The sequence below is a fragment of the Sphingobium sp. genome (assembly GCF_032153725.1).
In the GTDB taxonomy this organism is placed as follows: Bacteria; Pseudomonadota; Alphaproteobacteria; order Sphingomonadales; family Sphingomonadaceae; genus Sphingobium.
Genome location: NZ_JALDYQ010000085.1, coordinates 1 through 18,637, shown reverse-complemented (window position 1 = coordinate 18,637; position 18,637 = coordinate 1). Strand labels below are relative to the sequence as shown.

Genomic DNA, 18,637 nt, shown 5'->3' with positions numbered 1-18,637 from the left:
GCATTTAGCTGCGTAAACTCCGCAGCTAAATGCCGACTTGCACCGGCGCGATGGTGCGGCAGGCCAATGATTCGGGATGCGCGAACTGCCTGAATGCTGGGACATTGAGCGATATGAGCCGCTGGATTGCGACGGCTTACAAGCTGCCTGATCGATGCAAGGCGCATATTTTTCTTGGCTTTTCCGCGCCAAGGAGGGAATCTGCGGCCATGAAGACGTCCCTCGACCATCTGCCCGAACGCAAACAGCAGGAGCTCGGCGAAATCCGCCGCATATTGTTCGAAGAGTTCGAGGATACGATCAGAGGCAGGAACGCCCCGCATCGCAAGGCGGGCCGAATCCTCAAGATCGTTCTCTTTGGGTCTTATGCGCGCGGCGATTGGGTCGTAGACCCGGTCGGGGGCTATTTCTCTGACTATGATGTGCTGGTCGTCGTGAACCACGAGGAGCTTGCCGATCCCCTCGAATATTGGACCAAGGCGGAGGATCACCTGCTCCGGGCGCACACGATTTCTAAAAAGTTGAGCGCGCCAGCAAACATCATCACGCACAGCTTGACCGACGTGAACAAACAATTGAAGAAGGGCCGCCCATTCTTCAAGGACATTCTACGCGATGGCATTGCGCTTTATGAAGCGCCCGACCATCCATTCGAGAAGCCGACCACCTTACCGGAGGACGAAGCCCGAGCTGAGGCCCAATATCATTTTGAAAAATGCTTTCCGAGTGCGGAAGACTTCCAAACTTTGGCTGGTTACGCAATGGGAGGCGGAATGAACAATAAAGCTGCGTTCCTGTATCATCAAGCGGCCGAGCAGTTGTACAATTGTTTTCAACTCGTCGCGACGCTCTATGCGCCTAAATCGCACAAGCTAAATTTGCTTCGATCGCGATGCGAACAACTGGACTCAAGACTGACTGCAGCTTGGCCGCGAGATACAAAATTCGCTCGTCGCTGCTTTGAATTACTTCGTGTTGCGTATGTTGATGCCCGATACTCAGATCATTTCAAGATAAACGTCGATGAATTGAACTGGATTTCGGAGCGGATCGACCATTTAAAACAACTGGTCAACGAAATCTGCCATGAACGATTTGAATCCTGAAGCCTGCTTGATAGCTTGCCCTCGACCTCACTCACCAGATTTTGACGCGCTCCTTGGGCAACAGATAGAGCTTCTCACCTACCTCAGGCTTAAACGCGTCATACCACTCATCGAAATTTCGAACCGTGGAAGTCCGAAAAACAGCTGGAGAGTGGGAATCTGTGACGAGCCGTTGGCGCAGAGCGGCCTCCCGGTATTTGATCCGCCACACCTGCGCCCATCCGAGAAAGAAGCGCTGGTCGCCGGTTTTCCCGTTGATGACCGGGGCCGGTTTGTCGCCCAGTGACGCATGATAGGCGTCGAGAGCAACGGCCAGACCCGCCAGGTCGCCAATATTCTCACCCAGAGTCATGGCCCCCTTCACGTGCACACCGGGAAAGGACTCATATCGGTCGAATTGTTCGACAAGACGTCCGCTGAGCGCCTTGAATGCAGCGACATCGGCATCGCTCCACCATTGGTTGAGCTTGCCCGTCTCATCATATTTTGAACCCTGGTCGTCAAAATGATGGCTGATCTCGTGGCCGATCACCGCCCCGATTGCGCCATAGTTGACCGCGGGATCGGCGTTGGGATCGAAAAAGGGTGGTTGCAGGATGGCCGCGGGGAAAACGATCTCTACCTTGCCAAAATTGGCATAGGCGTTGATCTCCATCGGCGTCATTCCCCATTCCCATCGATAGATCGGCTTGCCAAGCTTACCCACCTGATAGTCGAAAACGAACTGGTTGGCGCGGAGCGCATTGCCGAAAAGATCGTCCGACTTGATGGTCAGGGCTGAATAATCGCGCCATCGATCTGGATAGCCGACCTTGGCCGTGAATGCAGCCAGCTTGCGGCGTCCCCGGATTTTTGCCGCATCACTCATCCACGTCAGCCGATCGATCCGACGCCCCATGGCCGTGATCACATTCTGGACCAGTGCCTCCATCGCCGCCTTGGTCTCCGGCGGGAAATATTGGGCGACATAGGCCTTCCCGACCTCCTCACCCAAGGCTCCTTTGAGAAAATCGATGCCACGCTTCCAGCGTTCCGGCCGCATTGGCGTGTCGGCCAGAATCGTTCCGTAGAAGGCGAAATCTTCATTCCCGATACGATCCGGCAGGAAATCGGCATAGGCATGGAGGCTCCGCACGATCAATGCGTCCTTCAGAACCCGAAGCGGTGTCCTCGCGATGAGCGCGGCCTCCCCCGCGATCGCGCTGGGCTGGGCGACAATCATGTCGGCGGGTTTGATCCCGTTCGCCGCAAAATAGACGGCGAAGTCGAACCCGGGCGCGTCTACCATTAATTTGGCAAGCGTGGTCTTGTTGTAGACTTTGTCGACTTCGCGGCTTTGGACCCGCGGCCAGTGGAGCTTCGCTAGCTCGGTTTCGAACGCCATCAAGGCGTCGGCACGGCTGTCCGCGTCAGGTTCACCTATCAGGGTCAGCATGTGTGAAAGATGCGCGCGATATGCCGTCCGGTTTGCGACCATTTTGTCGCTGGGGTCGAGATAATAGTCGCGGTCCGGCAGGCCCAAGCCACCCTGGCTCAGCTTAAGGATATAAGTGTCGGGGTTCTTGTCGTCCTGGCCAACGTAGAGGCGGAACGGACCGGCAACACCATTGCGATTGGCCTTCGCCATAAGGGTCGCAAGGCCAGCTTTGTTGCGCAGATTCCGGATTTGGCGAAGCCACGGCGTGATCGGATTGAGACCGGCTGTCTCCACAGCGGCGCCGTCCATGTAGCTGGAATAGGCCGCACCAATCTTATTTGACGGGTCCTTACGGGCCGCGTCGAGGATCGCCCTTGTTCGCTCGCGCGAAAGGTCTTCGAGGACGTTGATCATGCCGAAGCTGGCCTTGTCCTCCGGGATCGGCGTGCGCTCGTCCCAATTGCCATTCGCATAGCGAGAGAAATCCTCGCCCGGCCGCGCATCACGGTCCATTCCGCCTTCGTCAAAGCCGTATGTGCCATAAACTGGGGCATTCGATCCCGATGGCCCGCCCTGATCCGCATGTGCTGCTGAAATTGAAAATGCAGCCAAAACCAGTGCCGCACCGAAATTTGACGATCGCATCCCGAACCCTCTCGAAAGATTTCTGGGGAGAGTGATCGAGCATCGATCGTGACCCGTCCGACGGCAGCGCGCTCCAGATCCGGAGAATGCGGGACTTCAGAGCCATCACGCTACCGGGCGCGAGCCAGGCGCTGCACCGCCGCTATCCCCAACTCATCTAACGAAATCTGAGCGGGCCGACCCTGGACGTATCGCCTTCCGTAGGAAATTTTTCTCCGACTTCACGCATTATGCGCCCTTCTGCTGCACGGAGCGGTAGCCCTTGACCGCTGCCGCACAGTGGACCGATCATTCACAGGGCTCAAGCGCCGGCGATGAACAGCGTTTTCAGATCTGGCTTTGTCACTTTTCCCATCGCGTTGCGCGGCAGGCTGTCGACGATGCGGATCAGGCGAGGAATCTTGTAGGAGGACAAAGGCCCCGCGGACCATTGCATGATCTCGTCCGGGTCCGCCCGCCGACCTTGCCGCAACACGATGAACGCCACCACCTTCTCGCCCCAGGTCTCATCCTCCACGCCGATCACAGCCGCTTCGGCGATGGCGGGATGGGCAAGCAGCACGGCTTCGATCTCCAGCGCCGACAATTTATAGCCGCCCGACTTGATGATATCGATCGAGGTCCGGCCCATGATCCGGAAATAGCCCTGCTCGATGACGGCCATGTCGCCGGTGCAGAACCAACCGTCGCGAAAGCTCTCCCGCGTGGCCCGCTCATTGTCCCAATATTCGCGGAAGACATTGGGTCCCTTGACCCGGATTTCGCCCGGCGTCCCCTGCTCGCCAATCGGCTGGTGATCTTCCCCGAAGAGGCGCACCTGGATGCCGGGCAAGGGCTGGCCGACATGGCCCGCCCGCCGCTCGCCATGATAGGGATTGGACAGGGCCATGCCGATCTCGGTCATGCCGTAGCGCTCCAGCAGCACCTGGCCCGTCCGCGCCCGCCATTGTTCGAACAACGGCACCGGGCAAGCCGCCGAGCCGGACACGTTGAGGCGCATGGCGGCAAAGCCGTCGCAAATCGCCCGCCCCACCTCTTCTTCCAGACCATCCAGATAGTCGAGCAGCTTCACATAGATGGTCGGCACCGCCATGAAGACCGAATAATCCCCCGCAGCGACATGGGCGGTGATGGCCGGCGCGTCGAAACCGCGGAAAAGATGCACCGTCGCGCCCGCCCAAAGGGCGCAGTTCAGGACGTTGATGATGCCGTGGACATGATGCAACGGCAGGAACAAGGGGATGCGGTCCCTATTCGACCAGCCCCAGGCGTCCAGAAGCACGGTGATCTGCGCCCGGATATTGCCATGGGTCGTCACCACGCCCTTGGGTTTGTTGGTGGTGCCGCTGGTGAAGACCATCATCGCTCGGCGGTCGTCCGCGATGGGCGGAAGGGTGCCCGTCGCGCTCGTCCTGAGGTCGCTCGGCTGCAACAATTGGATGCCCAGATCGGCGCATAGCGGGTCCAGCATGGCGTGATGCTCGGCATGGGCGATCAGCCGCGTCGCCTGCGCGCACCCCAGATAATGGTCGAGTTCGGCCGTGGTTGCCGCGACATTGAGGGGGACCGCGATCCCGCCCGCGCGCCAGATGCCGTGCATGACGGCCACATAATCCGTGCTGGCCGGCAGGAAGAAGGCGACGCGCTCCTCCTCCAGATCCCTTTTGCTTCCCAGCAATCCGTGGGCAAGGCGGTTAATTTCGTCGTTCAGCGTGCCATAAGCGATCTGGCGGTCGCCCTCGATGAGGGCAATACGGTCATCGTCCGCCTGCAATCGTGGAAAGCGGTTTAACGACATGCGTGCCTCTCCAAAGCGCTAATTTCGATCTTTACCCATAGAGGCGTTCGGCAAACCCATCAATGTAACGCGACGCAACACCGAAAAGCCGGGGTCGACCCCAACAAGCCGTTCAGCAGTCAGATTTGCATCCTCCACAGCGGACGCTCCGCTTATTTGAAACGTGAACCGCCCGGCGATGCAGGGACGGTTCAAGCCCTTCCAGATAGAGGCCGCTGAGAGGACCGGTGACAGGTTCCATACTGGTCGCTCGATGACCCAGCGACCTGGGATGACCTGGTGCTAGCCAGTGCCGGGCAGCCTTCCCTCGCGTCTCCTTCCACATTCACAAAGTGATGTTGCACGATCGCGCGGCGTGCCATTACATAGGGCCATGCGGCTAAGTGATTGCCACAATGTCGAAGACCTTCGAAGGCTAGCGAAGAAACGTCTTCCCTGGCCTGTCTTTGACTATATCGACGGCGCGGCCGACGACGAGATTACCAAGGTCCGAAACAGCGCGGCCTATGCCGATTGCGATCTTGTACCAGATGTGCTGGCCGGCGTTGCGGAAATCGATCCCGCCGTCACCATCATGGGGCGTAGAAGCGCCCTGCCGCTCATCCTTTCGCCAACCGCCTTGCAACGGATCTTTCACTGGCATGGCGAACGTGCCGTCGCGCAAGCGGCTGCAAAGTTCGGCTTGTGGTTCGGGATTTCAAGCCTTGCAACGGTGAGCATCGAGGAAATCGCCGCGCTTGTTCCCACACCCAAGATGTTTCAATTCTACTATCACAAGGATCGCGGGCTGAATCGTTCGATGATCGAGCGGTGCAAGGCTGCAAATTTCGACGCGATTGCGCTCACCGTCGATACGATAGTATCGGGCAAGCGCGAGCGTTGTGCGCGCAGTGGCTTCACCTCGCCCCCCCGGTTCACCCCCTCTTCGATCCTGTCCTACGCGGCCAAGCCGCGTTGGGCGCTCGATTATCTCTTTCGCGAAAAATTCTCCCTACCAAACCTCGACACCCATGTGCGGGAGGGCACGGGCGAAGCCATTTCCATCGCAAACTATTTCAATTCGATGCTCGACACCTCGCTGGACTGGAAGATGGCCGAACAGTTGCGCGAAGAGTGGAGCGGCAAATTCTGCCTTAAAGGGATAATGAGCGCCGCCGATGCCCGACGCGCCGTAGAAATCGGCGCCGACGCGATCATGGTCTCGAACCATGGCGGTCGTCAGTTGGATGGGAGCCGCGCGCCCTTCGACCAACTTCGGGAGATCGTCGACTGTGTGGGCGGCGAGATAGAGATTATCTGTGACGGCGGCATTCGGCGCGGCACGCACATATTGAAGGCGTTGGCGTCAGGGGCAAGTTGTGCGGCGGGAGGCAGGCTCTATCTCTACGCGCTCGCTGCGGCCGGACAGCCCGGCGTCGAGCGCGCGATCGGCTTGCTCAAGGATGAGATCGAGCGCGGCATGCGGCTTATGGGCGTGACTAGCATCGGCCAATTGAATGACGACCATCTGCGTTGGCGACGATGAAGCACGATGAGAAGATCACGCTCAGCAAGCTCGCGACTCTTCTCGATCATTCAGCTCCAAAATATTCGTGCTCAAGTAGGCGGTCAGCGTATGCTCGGCAGCTTCATCGCATGAGGTGGCACGCGCCAAGTGCGACCCATGCACGAACCCGCTCCGCGGGAGGGTCGCTTGGGGCGCGGTAGTGCGGTAAATATGGGCCTTTAGCGGGGCGAGGTTGCCCTCTCACGTTGGAAGTTCCTTCAGCGAAGAGGAACTTGCCATGACCGTCTCGATCAACACCGCTCCAATCAGCCCTCTGCGTCAACGCATGCAGCACGACATGATGATGCGGGGTCTCGGTCCCCACACCCAGAAGGATTATATCCGCCATGTGAAGCGCCTGGCCGCCTTTCTCGGTCGCCCTCCCGATACGGCGACGGAAGAGGATCTGCGCCGCTTCCAGCTGATGCAGCATGAAAGTGGCGTCAGGCCGACCACCATCAACGGCACGGTGTCGGCGCTCCGCTTCCTGTATACGGTCACGCTCAAGCGGCGGGATCTGTCGCGGGCGCTGGTGATCACCCGCATTGTGCCCCGGCTGCCCGAAGTGTTGAGCGTCGAGGAGGCTGCACGGCTGCTCCAGGCGGCGCCGGGCATCAAGTATAAGGCAGCGCTGGGCGTGGCCTATGGCGCAGGCCTGCGCGTATCGGAGGTCGCCCACCTCAAGATCGACGATATCGACAGCAAGCGCATGCTGATCCGCGTTGAACAGGGCAAGGGTGGCAAGGACCGCAACGCCATGCTCTCGCCGCAGTTGCTCGAACTGCTGCGGATGTGGTGGCGTGAAGGCAGGAAGCGCGGGGTCCTGATCCCGCATGGCTGGCTGTTCCCGGGCCAGAATATCACCGACCCGATCTCGACGCGGCAACTGCACCGCGCGGTTCAGGAAGCGGCCGAGGTGGCCGGCATCCGCAAACGCGTCAGCCCGCACACGCTGCGTCACAGCTTTGCCACCCATCTGCTGGAGCAGGATGTCGATATCCGCGTGATCCAGGTCCTGCTGGGGCACAGCAAGCTCGAAACGACCGCGCTCTACACCAAGGTATCCACCCGGACGATCCACGCCGTGTCGGGTCCGCTCGACCAACTCATGGCGCTGATGGAGGGCAAGACGCCCGCCGGCTGAGCCGGTGCGCCCCGACCTGGAGGTCGCCGATATCTTCCGCTCTGCTGGGCCGGCTTACCGGGCCGCGCATGCCGGTCATCTGAGCCTGCACCAGCTCAAGGTGATGTCCGCGATCGAGACCTGCCGAACCGCGGCGCTGGGTGGTCATGTCGAAACCTGCGAGGACTGTGGGCATTGGCGGATCGCCTATAACAGCTGCCGAAACCGGCACTGCCCGAAGTGCCAGGGCGCCGCCGCGCGCACCTGGCTGGCGGAGCGCGAGGCCGACCTGCTGCCCGTGGGCTACTTCCATGTCGTCTTCACGCTACCGGCCGAAGTTGCCGACATCGCGTGGCAGAACAAGGCGCTGCTCTACGATCTGCTGTTCCGGGCGGCCTCGGAGACGATGCTGACCATCGCCGCCGACCCCAGACATCTGGGCGCCCGGATCGGCATCACCGCCGTGCTCCATACATGGGGATCGGCCATGACCCACCATCCCCATGTCCACATGATCGTGCCGGGCGGCGGCATCGCGCTTGATGGAACCCGCTGGATCTCCTCGCGTCCCGCCTTCCTCCTGCCGGTGCGCGTGCTGGGGAAACTGTTCCGCCGCCTCTTCCTCACCCGGCTGACCGCCCTCCATGATACGGGGCGGCTCGCCTTCTTCGGAGCCATGGCCGATGTGGCCGACCGTCGCACCTTCCTGCGGCACCTGGCGCCGGTGCGGAAGAAGCGCTGGGTGGTCTACGCCAAGCCGCCCTTTGCCGGACCGGAGGCGGTGCTCGCCTATCTCTCGCGCTACACCCACCGCGTCGCCATCTCGAACCGGCGCCTGGTCGCCTTTGACGAGAACGGCGTCACCTTCCGCTGCAAGGATTACCGACGCGACGGCGCGGAACGCCACCGCATCATGACCCTGGCCGCCGATGAGTTTATCCGTCGCTTCCTGCTCCATGTCCTGCCGCGCGGCTTCCACCGCATCCGTCACTACGGCCTGCTCGCCAGCGCCGCCCGCAAGGACAATCTCGCGCTCGCCCGCAGGCTACTGGCCGTCCCGTCGGAGCCAGAGTTCCCGACATCTGAAACGCTGCTCGACACCTGCCCACCATGCCCGTGCTGTGGCGGGCGCATGATCATCATCGAAACCTTCGCCCGCTGGGGTCAGCCACGAGCACCGCCGCACTCGTCCCTGCCGATCCGGGAATCCGCGTCATGATCCGGCTGATCGAACAACCACTGTGACCCCGCATCCGATGCGGTGGCCAACAGCAAGGCCTGCGTCCGTCTCCAACAGAGCCGGTGTCGGCTCTTGGCATCATCATGGTCAGAGCGCCGACCACGCCTCTTACCTATCCCAACATCTGCCGTTCTGCCGCTGTCACGCGTCGATCAGCGCGCCTCTCTTATCCAGCCGAACCAGCCGGAAGCATAAATCCCCATAGGGCAACCTGCTGGAATCGCGGGTTCCTGCATGGGAGGCTTTCGTACGCAAGCGCCCGAAACCCTAAACCAAAGTCGCCATTCAAGCGCCGGTTATCGATGTCCAGATCCGGACCGTCAGCTATTTGAAAGGATAGGTGAAAAAACAGACTGGCGAGGGGATGTCCATCGGCGAGTTCTGTCGTCCAAAGCAGCGAAGCGTCAAATTTTTCCGCGCGCGGCCACAAGATGAGATGGAACGCTAGAGGTGACTTTCCAGTTCGGAGAACGGTCGCGAGAGGACATCATAAAGTTCACTGGCAGCAAAACTTGCAGCAATGAGGGCGAGGACCACGAACACACCAAATTGGAATGCCGCTGACCAACGTCGGCTGCTCTCCAATTGGCGTGCGATGCGAACATCTGCATCCATTCTCGGCTGTACTCGGCGCTCATAGGAAGACCCGGGATCGTTCGCAGATCGGGGGCGGGAAGCCAAGCGCGGTTCGTTGATTATGGCAGCGATGTCGAGCCTGCCCTGCGCCTGGATCCCGAAAAAGCGATCCTTTCGCCAGACGACCCGCCCTATAATCGTCTGTCGCCCACGCCGGATCTCTACATAAGTGCCGCGATCAGGGGCTTCGTCAGATGCGACGAGTGCGCCACCGGAGGACAGATTGTGGATGACCACTTCGATCCAGGATGGGCCCACGTGCATCCGCGCCGGTATCAGCACCGGGTGACGTGTTTCACGAGGCTTATATCCTATCTGTAATACCTTGAGCACGCGACAGCCTCTCCCGGATCGGTCGCTTCTAAACGATCATAGTGAACAGAATGCTAAGAAGGAGTGAATATCGGCGCGCGTTCGCCATTGGCAGGGTGTTCATTCCAACACCGCGCAGCCGACCGCATCTGGCAGCTACACTGCAAAGTGGCACCAGATTTGCGCCAGGGTAATCAAGGCCGCAATCCATTTGAAGCTGGCCCGACTCGCATGCAAAGAAGTCGCCAGGTGTTTGAGAACGTCCGGCCCAATGTAGTCACTCTGCCGCGAATTTTTAAATCCGAGGTTCCTGATGGACAGCTTTTCCGTTCCAGACCCCTCAAGTGGCGTTGCGAAATGTCAGCTTGCAACCTGAAGGTTCAAAAACCAACGTTTGAACAGACCTCATTGCCGCAAATTTAGCCGTCACGACAATGCGAAGCCGCCTGAAGATATGACCGGGGCATCGACACCGCCTAAATACTCACGGCATAAGCCCCATCCGAATCGGGGGAAAATGATGAATAGGCGATTGTTTCTTCTGTCGCTCCTGGCGGCGATGAGTGTCTGTGGTGAAACCGAGGTTGAAGCCCGGCGGCGAGGATCGAGACGCACCGGCACCCGACGCCGTGCCTCTTCGAGGTCCAGCCGTTCCTATCAATCTTATGGTAGTGTCGGCGGATATTATGCCAGTTGCGCCCAGGCACGTGCCGCGGGTGCCGCACCAATCATGGCAGGCGAGGCGGGCTATTCACGCCGCCTGGACCGGGATGGCGACGGCATAGCATGCGAATGAAACGGCAAAATCGGCCGACATGGCGTCTTATCGTCCTGGTTACGCTGGCAGCGGCAATCATTGCGGCAACCAGTGGCGACCATGGTTATGGCTGGCCCTTTGTGGCCGGGCATTTCATGGTCGCCTGGGTCTTTATCGGCGCCTTCGCGATGCTGGGGAAGGCACTGTTCGGGCGGCGATAGCCCATTCCTTGCCTGTCGCTTGCGTCCATGAGCCGCAATCGTCATCTCCAATATTTCGAGTGCCGTGGACTGTTCCGCGACACCCTTTGACGATTGCGGCTCTCCCGGTCAGGCAGCCTTAACGCCTTCGGACATCCAGGATGTCATCAACCGGTCGACCTTTGCATGCCATTCCGGCGTGAGGATGATAAAGACCCGTCTATCGTCATGCGGGTCTTTCCGCTTTTCGATTATGCCCCGTCGTTCCATCACGGCCATATGCCGCAATGCTGTGGTGGGAGGTACCGCAGCCGCGATGCACAGACTCGACACACTGATATTGCGTTGCGTATCTGTGTTGACGAAGAGGTCGAGAAGCATGTCCCAAACCGGATCGGCGAATAACTCCGAGCCAAGCAACCGATCGCGACGTCTGCGCAGACGGATCAAAGCTCGGGCCAGTTCGGCATTGGAACCGAAGGGCACCGGGTTCGTGACGGGCGAAGGAATGGCTTCCCTCGCCTTTGTTTTGATCCGAGCGATTACTTCGTCGGCCATCGCCTCGATCGTTCTGTCGGGATTTTCAAGGGTGAAGGGAAATGCGTTGGCCATCTATGCGCCTCCGGCTAGCAATTCAGGACGGCCCTTTTCCCGGCTGGCCACATATTGGGCGATCAGGTCTATCTGATCGGGTCGCAGGCTATCGACAGCGTGCAGATTGTCGGGAACTTCATCCTGGAGGAGGATGGAAGGACAGCGCCCTTCATAATTGCCCAGATTCGGGCGATGCTGCTGATAGCCGACGAGCGCGGCCAGTTCGGGCGAAAAATGCCTCGCAACCTCGGGCGGATAAGCCAGCCACTGATTTTCATAGGGCTTGAGCCATCCCAGGCAATAGCTGACGATGACGCCACGCCTGATCTGTGCGCTACGATTATGACCCGCACTGTGCAGGGTTGAGCCCAGATAGAGAAGCGCCGATCCCGGTTGCATTTCGGCATCCATGGCATTCTGATCCGGCAGGATCATTTCATCCTGTTGGCGATGGCTCTCCGGCCAAAAAATGGTTGCTCCGGTTTCCTGGGTATAGTGCGTCGTCGGCCACATGATGTTGACGAGATATTCCACCTCCCCCTTGAGACCCTGCCACATATCTTGATCGCGGTGCGGCACCTGGGCCGGGGAGCCGGGATGGACCTCCACCGCCTGGGTCAGATTGAGCTGGATGACGTCGCAATGGGGTTGAAGAATTTCACGCACGATCCCGATAATGAGTTCATGCTGAACGAGCGAAGCGGCGTGACGCGAGCGGGCAAGCAATCGGCCGAAGCGTTTGGTATGCGATCCGTAAAAGGGGCCTTCGCAGAAGGGCGTTGAAGAAAAGCGATGGGCAAGCTCTTCGTCCAGTTCTTCCACGATCCGCGTATCCACGAGGTCGGGAATGATGACATAGCCGTTTGCGCGGAGTCCCGCAGCATAGACCGATATCAGATCCTTCAGGCGCGCGCCGTCGCTCGCGCCAATGTTATTTGGCGAGTACATGGGAAAATCCTTTTTTGAAAAAGTCAGGCCGCTTTGGGCTGGGACCCAAGTTTCAATCCGGAGCTGGTATAGGTGCCGGCCTGGCGTAGAAGGCGGATCGTCTCGGTGCCGACATGAATCTGGAGCGCGCCCAGCAATGACTTGCCGACGGGTTTGGGAATGCCCAGCGGATCGCAACGCCATCCGAGGGCCAGGATTTGCGTCAGCCATCCCATTTCCGCCACGCCGGTATAGCTGGTGATGCCGGTCAAAAGCGCATATTCGACCAGCGCTGTCGCCAGTCTGTTGCGAACCTCGAGCCTTTCCGCTGCTCGAAGCCGGGGGGACAGGCACAGGCGGGTAATTTCCCGGATAGAAGGTCCCGTGGGCACCGGGATATCGCAAAGGTGGGGAAACAGAGTCCCCAAAATATGTGGCCTGTCCGTTCGAAGAAGCCTGACAGAACCCATATGAGCGTCAGTCCACTTGTCCGATATAATCAGATATTCTGAATATTCATCATCGAACTGATCGCGCTCATATGTTCCCTCCGAATGGATATCCCATTTTAGAATATCGATGAACACCCTCTTTCTATCCATGAACATGGATTCAAGAGGTTTCCTATAAGAATTGACATTTCGTGAATTGACCAGATGAACCATAAAACCCTCCGCTATGGAGAGTTCATCTTGTTCATAATGGACCGATCGAAAATTCCCTCTAAAGGGGGATGGTCAGAGCAGATCGCACAGGGCTAACTGCCCGTCATGCACGGCGCGCAGGACAAGTTGCACGCGCCTCGCCACGCCATAGCGCTCGCGGGCCGTATCCAGATGCTGGGTGACGGTGTCCTCCTTGATGCCGAGGATCGTCGCGATTTCCCAGTCGGACTTGCCGCGTCCCGCCAGCAGGACACAATCGAGCTGCCTGGGACTCAAAGCCACCTTTTGCAAAGTCCTGACGGACGCAGCCGCCTCGATCGCCAGATTCCGGGCGGTCTGGAACGCAAAGGAGCCGATCAGCTGGACCGCGCCCATATACTCGCGTCGAAGCGCTTTCCCGGTGCGAACCGCAAAGCTGCAAGAGCCATTGGCTTCGCCTGGCAGATTGGCGGGAACGGTAACCCCATCGCCAAGGCCTTCCACCGCCGCCGTTTCGAGCACTTCCTTATGCTTCTTCGTAAGCTGGATCATGTTCGGGACATCGGACCAGGCAAAGGCGATGTTTGTGGCATAGCTGGCCATATGAATCGGATCCCAGGAATATAATTGCTTCTCAAGAAAGCACTCGACCCAGGGTTCGGGGTAATTTTCCAGCCTTATCGACGCTGCCTTGGAACCCAGGCGATGGTCCACATGGTGAATAAGGGCGTAGTGATCGAAGCCCATCTCCGTTGCGACCTGCTCCATCAGCAGTTCCAGGTCGCGAAGGGTGACCACCCCCCTCGCCGCGTCAATAAAGCGCTGTGCTATTCGGAAGGACTCCATCGCGTCCTCCCGGTCCCCCATATCGAATGATCCCACGGCCCCACCCCATGTCCGTTTCCCCCAATTAATATATGGTTAACTCGTAGGATTTTCCTACGATAATCTAGCAATCCGTATGGGAAATTTACAAGATTTGAGGCAGCTTGGGACCGGCCTTCAATGGAATCAGGCGCGTCGCTGCAGCCGGCGACCGTACCACACCACACGGCCGATGGTCAGGATGGTGTCCGGGTCGATATCCTTCCATTGGGGATAAGCGGGATTGTCGCTACCGACAGAGAGTTGCCCTCGGAGCGGCCCGATGGCCACACGCTTGACCATCAGTACGTCATCCAAACGCAGGACATAGATGCCATCCCGCATCCGCGACGCGCCATCGTCATGATCGATCATGATCTCGTCACCGTCGCACAAGGTGGGAGCCATCGACTCGCCTTGGACGTGGATGATCGAGATGCGATCCGGCTTCACCCCCAAGGCTCGCAACCATCGGGAGTCGAAACACATGCTGGCGCTCGACTGCTCCTGCTCCTCCAAGGACCCGTGACCGGCCGATGCACCGAGGGAGAGGATCGGAACAGCAATCGGATGCCCCGCCGGTGCCTGTGTGAGCGGTGGCCCTTCATTTCCTCCAAGCTCTTCTTCGGAAACGCCGAAATAATGGGCGAGAATACGGCGATCCTGCTCGTCCAGCTTGCGCGGTGTTCCCCGTCGGATAAATTGCTGAATATAAGACGGATTCCGTCCAATGAGCGCAGAAATGCCGGCATAGCTATCACGCCGTGCCGCAATGAGTTGCTCCAATTTCGCTCGCACAGCATCCATTTGACCATCTGTGCCCGCAAGTTGATGTCATTCAGATTAACGGCCGGTCCAACAGCCTGTCGTCTGTCGGCTGGCGCAGCGAAGAGCTACAGGAATCGTAAGGCTTGCAACGGGGCTGCCAGCGCCTGTCTGGATATGCGGCCGCGCCCGGCACCGATATGGGTCACGCTCCGATCGGAAAAACCGCCCCCAACTATGGTCAGTATGCGATCGAAAGCGGCGCTGCCAAGGGAGCCTCGCCTTCTGTGATATAGCCATGAATGATATCGCCGGCCTTGAACGTGGCATTGCCGCCTTTGTTGAGTAGCCCCAGAAGTCCAAAACCGAGTACGCCCAGAATGACGCCCCCGGTATTGGCGTCGCCTTCCGCACCCTTCGTGCCGCTCAGCGCGACAGGCCCCCAGCGCGTATCGAGATGAAGCAGGCGCAAGCTGATCTGCCCCTTGCCCCCGGCGGCACTTGTACCTTGCGCCGAAATCACCTCACCCCAGGCCATGGTCCCGACGGGGATGATCTCCACCCCTTCCGACATGACCGGAGAATTGACGCGCAACCTGAATCGATCTCCTGCTTTCGCAGACCGGCTGTTCACCTCCTTGATGACCATGAGTTCGACATCCGTGCCGCGAATCCAGCGTGGAGGCTGGTCGGAGGAAATCGAACCGGATCCGGCCGTGGCCGGGATCTCCTGCGCGAGCGCCAATTGGCTCGTCAGCAGGAGACCCGAAAGCAACACGGCCCGCAGCATGGAAATCAGTTGCTGCCGGACACGCCAACAGGCGCGAGGGTGGCACCGGCTGATAAGAACTTCACGGCAACACCGGTCGCGTTGGCCTTGCCCCAGCTGAAAGCCGACACATGGGCATCGCCATATTGCGCCTTGACGACCGCATCCGCGCCCAGCTTCTGTGCGCGCTCCCACAGCTCCTTGTAGATCTTCTCCTGCGAGGGCGATTTGCTGAAGACCGTGGCCTTGCGGACACCGGCCTTCACTTCACCGAGAACCTCATAGGGACGATCGGTAATGTCATAGGGAAATACCGGCACACCGACATCCTCGTTCACCAAGGGCGCGGCCGGAGCCGGTTGGGCAAGTGCCGGTGTGGCAACAGCGACGGCCAGCGCCGCGAACAGAACTGAACGCATGATCTTCATCCTTACCGATTGAACTGTTTTATTTCGCGCCCGTTGGCGCGGAGGCTGCCGTTGCGACAGGAACGGGCATGGCCGGTGCGGCAACCGCTTCGGCAAAGACCAGGGGGACATCCTCGCCGATAAATCCCTTGACCTGCGAACCGGCGGCGATTTTTGCGCTGGTGCCGGTGGTGAAGAAACCGACGACGGGCACGAAGGCGACGGCAGCGACGACACCCGCGGTCCCGGTAACGCCCTTGTCGTCGAACGTCCCGCTGAGCCTGATCTGGCGGCCATTGACGCTCACATTGAGCAGGCTCGCGGTCAGATGGCCCGATTTGCCCCACATGCCCTTGTTGCGCACCTCGGTTATCTCGCCCATGGCAGGCGATCCAACCGGGATGACGACCTGTCCATCGACGGTAACCGGCTCGATCACGGAAAGCCTGAAATGCTGGCCCACGCGCAGCTTCTTGCCTTCCGTTGTCAGCGGCTCCTCAAGCTTCAACTGTATTTCCGTGCCGGTTCGCAGGATGCTGCCAGCCGTTGGCCCCACCGCGAGCGTCCCGGGAGCAGGCGTCGCGGACTGCGCATGGGCCAAGGTCGGCAAGGCCATCGCGCATGCCAGCGCAACATAGATCGATCTCATTGAATTTCCCCCGTTTCGACCTTCCCCAAGGTCGATCAAGCTGTTGGATGGCGCCGTTCGCGAAGTCAAGCATGTACCGTAGTCGGTCGGGTAGACAGCCCCGTGAACGCCAATTTAGTGGATGGAAGCAGGCAAAGAATTGGATCCATTTTGGTGACAATCAAATTTCTCATGCGCCAAATGTCCGCATGAGACTGCGCGAACTCGCTGCACCCGATCACCTTTCCAGCTCTGGACAAAGCATTTGCGCTGCAGCGCTCAGCCATTGGCCTGGGGCCGAACCAACCACCTTCGCGCCTGGCCGTGGAAGAGGCTGTGCCTCCTGCAATTCTTCGGCGCCGAAACCCGGATTTTCGATCGCGGCGACCTACCGCTGCCCGCTCGGGTGGTAGGCGACGATCATCCGGTGGTGCATGAGCTGCGCAAATATGCCTTCTGGTCGGAAGGCATGCTCTGGTGTGGCCCGGAGCGGCATGGCCCCAGATCAACGGGATCAAGAAGACGCGGATCTACCAACTGCCGCTTTGGATGCGCGGGTGCCCTTAGACAAAGCGGCGGATTATTCAGCCATCGCAATTACTTCGCAGATCTCACCCTCCGACCCCAAATCGGTCGTTCAGCACCAAATCTTTGACATCAAGGTCCGGACCGTCAGCTATCTGATTTGAGGCGGCTGCGAATTTGATGATAGAACCCCTTTTTATCGGGATGGCGCCCCCAGCAAGAAGCGCTGCGCCAGGCCATGGTAGAGCTTCTCCTTGCTTATAAGCTGAGCCGCAAAATCACCCATCAGGGCTGCCCCAAGCAGTGGGATCATGAGGCCCCGGCTGGCGGTGGCTTCCGATATGATGATGACAGCCGTCAAAGGGGCGCGCACCACCCCTGTGAAATAGGCGACCATGCCTAGCAGAACGACTGCGCCTGGTGGATAGTCGGGAAAGATGCCGCGAAGGACATCGCCGATCCCTGCCCCTACGGATAGGGACGGCGCGAATATGCCACCGGGCAAGCCGGACACCGCCGTGGCCAGCGTCGCCATGAATTTGGCTGCTCCGAACCACAGCGGCACATCATGCCCGGCGATGACATCATGGGCAGTCTGATACCCCGTTCCCCAGGTCAGCCCGGTCGCAACGCCAAGGATCGCCACCGTCATGCCGCATATCGCCGCAAACAGGACCGGCCTGGATCGCAACCACGCGACCGGCCGAAACGACGTTCTTCCGGTCGAGAGCATAAGCCGGGCGAAACAACCGCCAGCCAAGCCGCCGATCAGACCCGCAACCGGGGTCACGAACAGTGCCTGGCTCACGCTCAGCGTCTGGCGCATTTCGCCAAAATAGACATAATCGCCGGCGAGGCCCAAGCTGACCATGCCGGCAATCAGCACTGCCGCCATCACCAGCAGGGTCATTCGCTGCTCATAAGCCGCAGCCAATTCCTCAATCGCGAAGGCGACGCCAGCGAGCGGTGTGTTGAAAGCGGCCGCCACGCCTGCGGCGCCACCCGCAATATAGACCGACGAGCGAAGCGAAATGCGCATCCACCGATGGGCATGGCCCATGATGGTCGCGGCAATCTGGACCGTGGGGCCTTCCCGTCCCACTGATGCGCCAAACAGCAACGTGCCGATCGTCAGGAAGAATTTGGCCACGGCGGTACGAGTGGACGCCAGACGTTCCAGCCCCCTGGTCGGATCGCGCATCGCGGCCATCACCTGGGGTATGCCCGATCCCTTCGCCTCGGGTGCGAAGCGCAGGGTGAGCCAGACGAACGCCGCAAATCCCACAGGTGTCACAACCAGCGGCAACCACCAGCGCAAGCGGATCATCTCTTGAAAAACTTCATTCGCCTTGTCCGCGAGCGCGGCGAACATAAGCGCGATCAGGCCGATCACGATTGCGCCGCCCAATATCGCGATACGGCGGCGCCAGATCAAAGCTTCCGGCCCATGCCGACGCATCATTATGCGGTATCGCCGCGGAATATAGGAAAGTGGATGCCGCATCAGAAGCGCCGCCGGCCCACATCGCTTAAGAGCCAGATTCTCCACCAGATCCACAGCTCGCCCCGGCTATCGCGGTCCGCGATCTCCACTTTACACCCTCTTGCATTCTGACAACCCGCCATCTGCTAGGCGATGGACAAAAAGTCCGCAACCGACCGGATATAACAATCCGCAAGCTAGTCACCTGAATCTAAAGTTCGCCACATAAAGTTTGTTCGGTTTTTTGGCAG

The 18,637-nt window shown here is 59.5% G+C and carries 18 protein-coding genes and 1 pseudogene; 7 read left to right on the top strand and 12 right to left on the bottom strand.

Features of this window, described 5'->3' with window-relative positions; translation table 11 throughout:
• Positions 1-113: 113 nt before the first annotated feature.
• Positions 114-1,106 (top strand): nucleotidyltransferase domain-containing protein, encoded by a 993-nt coding sequence (locus RUH75_RS20470; protein WP_313809036.1) that lies wholly within the window; start codon positions 114-116, stop codon positions 1,104-1,106.
• A 31-nt stretch (positions 1,107-1,137) separates the two neighbouring features.
• Here the strand turns inward: RUH75_RS20470 and RUH75_RS20465 are convergent, their stop codons facing one another.
• Both RUH75_RS20465 and RUH75_RS20460 read right to left on the bottom strand, forming a co-directional pair.
• Positions 1,138-3,168: a M13-type metalloendopeptidase gene (locus RUH75_RS20465; protein ID WP_313809033.1), complete on the bottom strand. Its 2,031-nt coding sequence runs from the start codon at positions 3,166-3,168 to the stop codon at positions 1,138-1,140.
• A gap of 301 nt (positions 3,169-3,469) precedes the next feature.
• Positions 3,470-4,966 (bottom strand): acyl-CoA synthetase, encoded by a 1,497-nt coding sequence (locus RUH75_RS20460; RefSeq protein WP_313809032.1) that lies wholly within the window; start codon positions 4,964-4,966, stop codon positions 3,470-3,472.
• 373 nt (positions 4,967-5,339) lie between these two features.
• Here RUH75_RS20460 and RUH75_RS20455 point away from each other — a divergent pair, with 373 nt between their 5' ends.
• The 3 genes from RUH75_RS20455 (at position 5,340) to RUH75_RS20445 (ending at position 8,854) form a co-directional block, all read left to right on the top strand.
• Positions 5,340-6,491, top strand: a complete 1,152-nt coding sequence (locus tag RUH75_RS20455; RefSeq protein ID WP_313809035.1) for an alpha-hydroxy acid oxidase — start codon at positions 5,340-5,342, stop codon at positions 6,489-6,491.
• 259 nt (positions 6,492-6,750) lie between these two features.
• Entirely contained in the window at positions 6,751-7,656 is a 906-nt protein-coding gene (locus RUH75_RS20450) for a site-specific integrase (RefSeq protein WP_313809031.1), read from the top strand.
• 4 nt (positions 7,657-7,660) lie between these two features.
• Complete coding sequence (locus RUH75_RS20445; RefSeq protein ID WP_409592407.1) at positions 7,661-8,854, top strand: IS91 family transposase; 1,194 nt, start codon at positions 7,661-7,663, stop codon at positions 8,852-8,854.
• Positions 8,855-9,319: 465 nt separating this feature from the next.
• Here the strand turns inward: RUH75_RS20445 and RUH75_RS20440 are convergent, their stop codons facing one another.
• The gene (locus RUH75_RS20440; RefSeq protein ID WP_313809030.1) at positions 9,320-9,844 is read right to left on the bottom strand and encodes a PilZ domain-containing protein; all 525 of its coding nucleotides are present in this window, start codon (positions 9,842-9,844) and stop codon (positions 9,320-9,322) included.
• Between the two features lie 433 nt (positions 9,845-10,277).
• On the opposite strand from RUH75_RS20440, the gene RUH75_RS20435 reads away from it, so the two are divergent.
• Positions 10,278-10,619 carry an excalibur calcium-binding domain-containing protein gene (locus RUH75_RS20435; protein WP_313809029.1) on the top strand — a complete coding sequence of 114 codons (342 nt, stop codon included), beginning with the start codon at positions 10,278-10,280 and terminating at the stop codon, positions 10,617-10,619.
• Positions 10,610-10,801: a hypothetical protein gene (locus RUH75_RS20430; RefSeq protein WP_313809028.1), complete on the top strand. Its 192-nt coding sequence runs from the start codon at positions 10,610-10,612 to the stop codon at positions 10,799-10,801. The genes RUH75_RS20435 and RUH75_RS20430 overlap by 10 nt, the downstream gene beginning before the upstream one ends.
• 108 nt (positions 10,802-10,909) lie before the next feature.
• On the opposite strand, the gene RUH75_RS20425 is transcribed toward RUH75_RS20430, so the two are convergent.
• From RUH75_RS20425 to RUH75_RS20390, 8 genes are all read right to left on the bottom strand, one after another.
• Positions 10,910-11,392 (bottom strand): MarR family winged helix-turn-helix transcriptional regulator, encoded by a 483-nt coding sequence (locus tag RUH75_RS20425; RefSeq protein WP_313809027.1) that lies wholly within the window; start codon positions 11,390-11,392, stop codon positions 10,910-10,912.
• Positions 11,393-12,322 carry a phytanoyl-CoA dioxygenase family protein gene (locus tag RUH75_RS20420; RefSeq protein WP_313809026.1) on the bottom strand — a complete coding sequence of 310 codons (930 nt, stop codon included), beginning with the start codon at positions 12,320-12,322 and terminating at the stop codon, positions 11,393-11,395.
• Positions 12,323-12,345: 23 nt separating this feature from the next.
• The gene (locus tag RUH75_RS20415) at positions 12,346-12,966 is read right to left on the bottom strand and encodes an acyl-homoserine-lactone synthase (protein WP_313809025.1); all 621 of its coding nucleotides are present in this window, start codon (positions 12,964-12,966) and stop codon (positions 12,346-12,348) included.
• A gap of 72 nt (positions 12,967-13,038) precedes the next feature.
• Positions 13,039-13,791 carry a LuxR family transcriptional regulator gene (locus RUH75_RS20410; protein WP_313809024.1) on the bottom strand — a complete coding sequence of 251 codons (753 nt, stop codon included), beginning with the start codon at positions 13,789-13,791 and terminating at the stop codon, positions 13,039-13,041.
• Between the two features lie 165 nt (positions 13,792-13,956).
• Entirely contained in the window at positions 13,957-14,616 is a 660-nt protein-coding gene (locus RUH75_RS20405) for a helix-turn-helix transcriptional regulator (RefSeq protein ID WP_313809023.1), read from the bottom strand.
• A 199-nt stretch (positions 14,617-14,815) separates the two neighbouring features.
• Entirely contained in the window at positions 14,816-15,364 is a 549-nt protein-coding gene (locus tag RUH75_RS20400; RefSeq protein WP_313809022.1) for a hypothetical protein, read from the bottom strand.
• Positions 15,365-15,369: 5 nt separating this feature from the next.
• Positions 15,370-15,762, bottom strand: a complete 393-nt coding sequence (locus tag RUH75_RS20395) for a hypothetical protein (RefSeq protein WP_313809021.1) — start codon at positions 15,760-15,762, stop codon at positions 15,370-15,372.
• Between the two features lie 28 nt (positions 15,763-15,790).
• Positions 15,791-16,399, bottom strand: a complete 609-nt coding sequence (locus RUH75_RS20390) for a hypothetical protein (protein ID WP_313809020.1) — start codon at positions 16,397-16,399, stop codon at positions 15,791-15,793.
• Between the two features lie 188 nt (positions 16,400-16,587).
• Here RUH75_RS20390 and RUH75_RS20385 point away from each other — a divergent pair.
• A pseudogene (locus RUH75_RS20385) lies at positions 16,588-16,936 on the top strand (arsenical resistance protein ArsH); the annotation flags it as partial.
• A gap of 163 nt (positions 16,937-17,099) precedes the next feature.
• Here RUH75_RS20385 and RUH75_RS20380 read toward each other — a convergent pair.
• Positions 17,100-18,365, bottom strand: a complete 1,266-nt coding sequence (locus tag RUH75_RS20380) for a chloride channel protein (RefSeq protein ID WP_313809019.1) — start codon at positions 18,363-18,365, stop codon at positions 17,100-17,102.
• Between the last annotated feature and the right edge of the window lie 272 nt (positions 18,366-18,637).

Bases quoted from the DNA above. Each gene is read 5' to 3' on its own strand.
- RUH75_RS20390 (WP_313809020.1), bottom strand. From the start codon at position 16,399: ATGAGATCGATCTATGTTGCGCTGGCATGCGCGATGGCCTTGCCGACC.
- RUH75_RS20400 (WP_313809022.1), bottom strand. From the start codon at position 15,364: ATGCTGCGGGCCGTGTTGCTTTCGGGTCTCCTGCTGACGAGCCAATTG.
- RUH75_RS20435 (WP_313809029.1), top strand. From the start codon at position 10,278: ATGACCGGGGCATCGACACCGCCTAAATACTCACGGCATAAGCCCCAT.
- RUH75_RS20395 (WP_313809021.1), bottom strand. From the start codon at position 15,762: ATGCGTTCAGTTCTGTTCGCGGCGCTGGCCGTCGCTGTTGCCACACCG.
- RUH75_RS20455 (WP_313809035.1), top strand. From the start codon at position 5,340: ATGCGGCTAAGTGATTGCCACAATGTCGAAGACCTTCGAAGGCTAGCG.
- RUH75_RS20405 (WP_313809023.1), bottom strand. From the start codon at position 14,616: ATGGATGCTGTGCGAGCGAAATTGGAGCAACTCATTGCGGCACGGCGT.
- RUH75_RS20465 (WP_313809033.1), bottom strand. From the start codon at position 3,168: ATGCGATCGTCAAATTTCGGTGCGGCACTGGTTTTGGCTGCATTTTCA.
- RUH75_RS20425 (WP_313809027.1), bottom strand. From the start codon at position 11,392: ATGGCCAACGCATTTCCCTTCACCCTTGAAAATCCCGACAGAACGATC.
- RUH75_RS20470 (WP_313809036.1), top strand. From the start codon at position 114: ATGAGCCGCTGGATTGCGACGGCTTACAAGCTGCCTGATCGATGCAAG.
- RUH75_RS20410 (WP_313809024.1), bottom strand. From the start codon at position 13,791: ATGGAGTCCTTCCGAATAGCACAGCGCTTTATTGACGCGGCGAGGGGG.
- RUH75_RS20460 (WP_313809032.1), bottom strand. From the start codon at position 4,966: ATGTCGTTAAACCGCTTTCCACGATTGCAGGCGGACGATGACCGTATT.
- RUH75_RS20380 (WP_313809019.1), bottom strand. From the start codon at position 18,365: ATGATGCGTCGGCATGGGCCGGAAGCTTTGATCTGGCGCCGCCGTATC.
- RUH75_RS20415 (WP_313809025.1), bottom strand. From the start codon at position 12,966: ATGGTTCATCTGGTCAATTCACGAAATGTCAATTCTTATAGGAAACCT.
- RUH75_RS20430 (WP_313809028.1), top strand. From the start codon at position 10,610: ATGCGAATGAAACGGCAAAATCGGCCGACATGGCGTCTTATCGTCCTG.
- RUH75_RS20420 (WP_313809026.1), bottom strand. From the start codon at position 12,322: ATGTACTCGCCAAATAACATTGGCGCGAGCGACGGCGCGCGCCTGAAG.
- RUH75_RS20450 (WP_313809031.1), top strand. From the start codon at position 6,751: ATGACCGTCTCGATCAACACCGCTCCAATCAGCCCTCTGCGTCAACGC.